At 38.4% G+C, this 5,381-nt stretch carries 6 protein-coding genes and 1 pseudogene; all 7 read left to right on the top strand.

The genetic code is table 11. From position 1 onward, the window contains the following. Window positions 1–310, top strand: a pseudogene (locus tag RLO81_RS05450) (nitrous oxide reductase family maturation protein NosD); the annotation flags it as partial. After that, window positions 307–1,005 (top strand): ABC transporter ATP-binding protein, encoded by a 699-nt coding sequence (locus RLO81_RS05455; protein WP_350108355.1) that lies wholly within the window; start codon window positions 307–309, stop codon window positions 1,003–1,005. The pseudogene RLO81_RS05450 and the gene RLO81_RS05455, both read left to right, overlap by 4 nt. Continuing rightward, window positions 1,002–1,784, top strand: coding sequence for an ABC transporter permease (locus RLO81_RS05460; RefSeq protein ID WP_350108358.1), 783 nt, complete (start codon window positions 1,002–1,004; stop codon window positions 1,782–1,784). The genes RLO81_RS05455 and RLO81_RS05460 overlap by 4 nt, the downstream gene beginning before the upstream one ends. Continuing rightward, window positions 1,784–3,076, top strand: coding sequence for a hypothetical protein (locus tag RLO81_RS05465; RefSeq protein WP_350108361.1), 1,293 nt, complete (start codon window positions 1,784–1,786; stop codon window positions 3,074–3,076). Before RLO81_RS05460 ends, RLO81_RS05465 begins: the two co-directional genes overlap by 1 nt. Before the next feature lie 85 nt (window positions 3,077–3,161). Continuing rightward, window positions 3,162–3,530: a hypothetical protein gene (locus RLO81_RS05470; protein WP_350108363.1), complete on the top strand. Its 369-nt coding sequence runs from the start codon at window positions 3,162–3,164 to the stop codon at window positions 3,528–3,530. Window positions 3,531–3,597: 67 nt separating this feature from the next. After that, window positions 3,598–4,380: a FixH family protein gene (locus tag RLO81_RS05475; RefSeq protein WP_350108366.1), complete on the top strand. Its 783-nt coding sequence runs from the start codon at window positions 3,598–3,600 to the stop codon at window positions 4,378–4,380. 6 nt (window positions 4,381–4,386) lie between these two features. Continuing rightward, the coding region (locus tag RLO81_RS05480) for a TonB-dependent receptor plug domain-containing protein (protein WP_350108369.1) at window positions 4,387–5,381 on the top strand (995 nt) is incomplete at its 3' end.

The following is a 5,381-nucleotide window of genomic DNA, read 5'->3' on the forward strand; positions in this document are numbered from 1 at the left end:
TACATTCAAAGAGAACAATTTTATAGGCAATTCCTTTGACCTGTCTTATAATTCGCAGCTTAACGACAACACGTTTAATAATAACTTTTGGAGTGATTATACAGGATACGACCTTGACAAAGATGGCAAAGGAGATGTACCTTACCGGCCGGTTAAATTGTTCTCCTATATTGTAAATCAAACACCCGAAACTATTATTTTACTTCGCAGCCTTTTCGTAGATATCATAAATTTCTCTGAGAAGGTATCGCCTGTTTTCACACCCGACAAACTAGTAGATGCAACACCTTCAATCCGTACTTTTCAATGATAGCAGTAAAAAATCTTAGAAAATCTTTTGGTAACCTAACCGTTTTAGATGACCTTACCTTTACACTCGACAAGGGAGGGATTTACGCTATACTCGGCCCAAATGGTTCTGGAAAAACCACCTTTCTGAAAACTATTCTTGGAATGGTTTTGCCTGATAAGGGAACAGTTATTTTTGATCAAGTGGATATATCCACATCCCATGATTACAGAAAAAATTTGGGGTATCTACCTCAGATAGCACGGTTTCCTGATAATATCACGGTGAATGAATTAATTCACATGATCATTGACATCCGCCAGGTTCCCGCACAGCCAGAGCCTTTGGTTGAATTATTCGGGTTAAAACCCTTTTTAGATAAAAAACTGGGTAACCTTTCAGGCGGAACGAGGCAAAAGGTAAATATTGTACTCACTTTTATGTTCGATACATCTGTATTGATACTTGATGAACCTACTGCTGGTTTAGATCCTGTATCGCTGATAAAGCTGAAGGAGTTGATAGCCAATGCCAAACAGCAAGGAAAAATTATACTCATTACATCACACATTATGAACCTGGTGGAAGAATTGGCAGATCAGATTATTTTCCTTCTGGAAGGTGAGATCCATTTTCATGGCACACTGAATGCGTTGAAGGAAAAAACAAAAGAGAGAGATTTGGAACACGCTATTGCCTCATTACTACAGTCATGATAAAGATCTTAAAATACAGCTTTTCGGACCTGATGCGTAGCAAATGGAGCTACATTTATCTGGCCTTTTACCTTATACTCGGGTTTGTACTACTATTTCTCAATAATGACATTTCCAAGGCCATAATTACCCTGATGAACCTGATCGTGGTGCTCACCCCACTAATAGGAACCATATTTGGTATCATGTACTTTTATAACTCCCGTGAGTTTACAGAACTACTACTTGCCCAACCTGTTAGCCGTTCAAAAATATTCTTTGGTCAATACCTGGGTATTGCACTTTCATTAAGCCTCAGTTTGGTCATAGGCCTGGGTGTACCGTTTTTAGTTTATGGTTTATTTCAATCTGCAGAAATTTTTAACTTCATTATGCTTCTCGTTTCTGGAGCCTTTTTAACCTTTATTTTTGTTGCACTATCTGTTCTCATTGGCCTTTATAATTCAAACAAAATAAAGGGGTTTGGATATGCGATACTTATGTGGCTCTTTTTAGCTGTTATCTACGATGGTGCTCTCTTAATTGCTATGGTCATGTTCCGTGATTACCCCTTAGATAACCTGGCCCTTGCGGCTAGTTTCTTTAATCCAATCGATTTGTCTAGAATAATGATTTTATTAAAACTGGATATTTCAGCGCTCTTAGGATATACGGGGGCTTTATTCCAGCAGTTTTTTGGTACAGGCACTGGTGTTGTAGTTTCAATGATTATCCTGCTGCTTTGGGTAATTTTTCCTCTAGTAATGATGCTTCAGAAATCTAAAAGTAAAGACTTTTGATGGTCACAGAAAAGAATTCTATTTCAGCCATTAGGGTTCGCATTGCGTTGCTCAACTTATTTCTACTAGCCTGTCTGGGCACACTCATCAGGTATCACTTTTACGAACCAATAGAAGGCGTCAATTTAACTTATCTGCACCATGCTCATTCGCACCTGGCATTTCTGGGTTGGGTTTTCATGGCGCTATTTGTACTTGTTACGCACCAGTTTCTACAGAAAAACCGGTTTTTTGATAAAAGCTACACCTACCTATTTTTTGCACTACAGGGCGCCAACTTTGGCATGTTATTTACATTTCCATTTACTGGATATGCCCCCTGGTCAATCGCTTTTTCTACACTGCATACCATCTGTGCAATAATTTTTACCTTCATTTTTATTAGCGACCTAAAGAAAGAATATACTGGTATGATGTGGCCTATGTCAGCACGGTTTGTTATTTGGGCGCTCATATTTATGCTAATCTCTAATCTGGCACCTTTTGCACTCGGCCCGGTAGTGAGTATGTTTGGCAAAACCGATGCTTATTATTTTCTCGTCAACTCCTATCTTCATTTTCAATACAATGGCTGGTTTACTTTTGCTTTATTGGGGCTGGTTATCCGATTTTTAGAAACTAAGGATATTAACACAAATCATCCATTCATTAAGAGAGGTTTAGTACTAAAGGCAGTTGCCATTTTTCCTGCTTTGTCTATTTCCATTTTATCGGAGGACGAAAATGAATTATGGTTTTATTTAGCACTGCTTGCTTCTATTATCCAGCTTCTCGGTTTGTGCTATCTTTTGATATTCTTTTGGGGCAATAGGTCACATCTAGCTTTTAAAACCCAAAAGTGGGTGGGCTATATAGCTCTATTTGCCTTTAGTGCGTTACTATTGCAGCACATACTGCACGTTTTAGGTGCATTACCTGCAGCGGTTGACCTTCTTATTAACCGTCAACTAGTGGTTGCCTATTTGCACCTTGTTTTTATTGGCTTTGTTACCTTTTTGATCTTTCACCAATTGATTACTCTCGGCATTCTCAATTCAGGAACCTATATGTTCTTGGGAATGGCCTTGCTATTAATAGCATTTATTGCCTCCGAATTATTACTCTTGACAAGGAACTTTGTGTCTCATTCTAACCTGCTGCTATTCATACTTGCACTGTTACATTTGATCGGCATTCTCACAATTTTTTCTCAACACAAACATAGATTTTTACCAAAGGATGATAACATACCAAAACAATCGAATATCATTAAAACAATAGCACAAACACACCAAAAAACTCAAGTTAAATGATAATTTTGCTCACAATAATATCTCTTTTTCCCCTGATTTTAATCATAAAAGTGCTATACGAATTCGGTTACTATTGTGTAAAGAAATGAAGCTTTTAATCACGCATATAGCTCTATTTACAATAATTATCCATCTTTTTTTTACGTCAGGATATCTGGTGGATTATTACGTGAACACAGATGCGTATAAGGCAAGGTGTGAGAACAAAGCCTTCCCGGAAATGAAGTGTGATGGTAAATGTTTGCTAGCCAAAAAAATTGCCATGGCCAAGGCAGAAAAGCCTGATGAACCTGCCCCAATTCCCACAATAAGCTCTGAGTATTTATATGACTTACTAGAGCTTGAACTTAATCAGAAAGAGCCATTTTCAAAAACAGTTAGAGTCAACGATCGATATATTAATTTATATCATTTCAATTACCTTCATTCATTGTTAAAGCCTCCCATTGGATAATCATCATAGCAACATTGGCATAAGCCAATTCTAACGATTGATTATTACTATTTAAAATTTTAAAACAATGAAATCTTTATATATAACTATGCTCATTGGGCTGGTTGCACTTGGCGCCTGCTCAGATGATGAGGATGCTACACCTTTATTTCAAACTGATCTCCAGGAGATCACTTCACATACAGACAATGGTATTACTATCACATTATTTGCGCAAGAAACCTTGTTTGTAGGTTACAATCGAATTACTGCCAAAATTGAAGACAAAGACGGAAACCTACTTAACAGTACTGCCAGCGTTATGCCGATGATGGATATGATGACTATGCAACATGCTGCTCCGATAGAGTTGTCGGCAACTGATGCGGTTAAAAATGGTAGTTTTGAATTCAATGTCGTTTTTGTAATGCCATCAGGTGAAATGGGCAGCTGGTCTCTCGATTTTATAATTAATGAAACCGAAATAAAAGTACCTGTGACTGTTGTACAACCAGAATACGCTCGCTTAACTTCATTTGTAAGCCAAATGGACGAGACAACCAAATACTTTGTGGCCTACATTCAGCCAGAAGCACCACAAGTAGGTCAAAATGACCTGGAAATTGCCATCTTCAAAAAACAAAGCATGATGGAATGGCCTCCGGTTGATGGCCTCACACTGGAGCTGGAGCCATGGATGGTTTCTATGGATCATGGTTCACCTAATAATATAGCTCCTGTAAGTATCGGTGATGGGCACTACCAAGGCAAGGTCAATTTCACCATGACAGGAGACTGGCAAATACGTTTGAAAGTCATGGAAAATGGGCAATTGTGTGGAGAGCCATACTTTGATATCATGTTTCAATAACCGGTCATGAGATTCGTTTCAATCCTTTTAATACTGGTCATAGGCAGCAATGTCTATGGCCAGTCAAAATTAACAGAAGAGGAGAAATACCTTGCATGGCTCGATTCTATGAAAAGTGAAACATACATCGCTATTGAGCTGACATTGGATGAACTGGAGGTATTAGGAGAAAAAGAGAAAGATCTACTCATCAGAAACAAACGAAGGTTTAACCTAAATAATACCGATCAGTTTCTGCACAGAATGCCGGGTATGGTAATGGTTAGGCGAGGCAACTTTGCCCATGAGCCTATGCTTCGAGGTCTAACCTCTGAAAGATATGCTATTAGTATCGATGGAATGCGCATTTTTGGTGCGTGTACAGACAAAATGGACCCTGTATCATCATACATAGAGCCCATCAACCTGAGAAGTTTGGATGTTAGTTTTGGCGCACAATCGAATGGTATTGGTGGAAGTACTGGTGGTGCGATCAATTTCAATCTTAAAAAGCCAGTTTTTAATTTAGATAAACCATTGTTTGCTAGTATAGGTATGCATTATGGTTCAAATGCAAATACATTTGATCAGTCGGTGGATTTTAACTATTCAACCAAAAAGATAGCCATCAGACTTAGTGGTGTACACCGCGATGCAGCAAATTATCTTGATGGCAATAATGAAGAAGTGCGCTACTCTCAATATGAAAAATATAACCATGCAGCGTCATTAAGTTACCGGCTAAATGAAACCAGCTTATTAATGCTCGATTATGTGGGTGATAATGCATATAATGTGGGATACCCGGCTCTGCCGATGGATGTTTCATCAGCAAAGGCAAACATGTTTGCACTTACCTATATAGCCCCGGCATGGAACTTCTTAAAGTCTCCCGAAATAAAAGTATATCACAATTTTATTAAACATGTGATGGACGATACCAAGCGAGATTCTGTGGCAATGCACATGGATATGCCCGGTGAAACTGAAACTACTGGAGCATATATAAAGTCAGAGTTGTT

This window comes from Fulvivirga sp., from assembly GCF_040220315.1.
GTDB lineage: Bacteria > Bacteroidota > Bacteroidia > Cytophagales > Cyclobacteriaceae > Fulvivirga.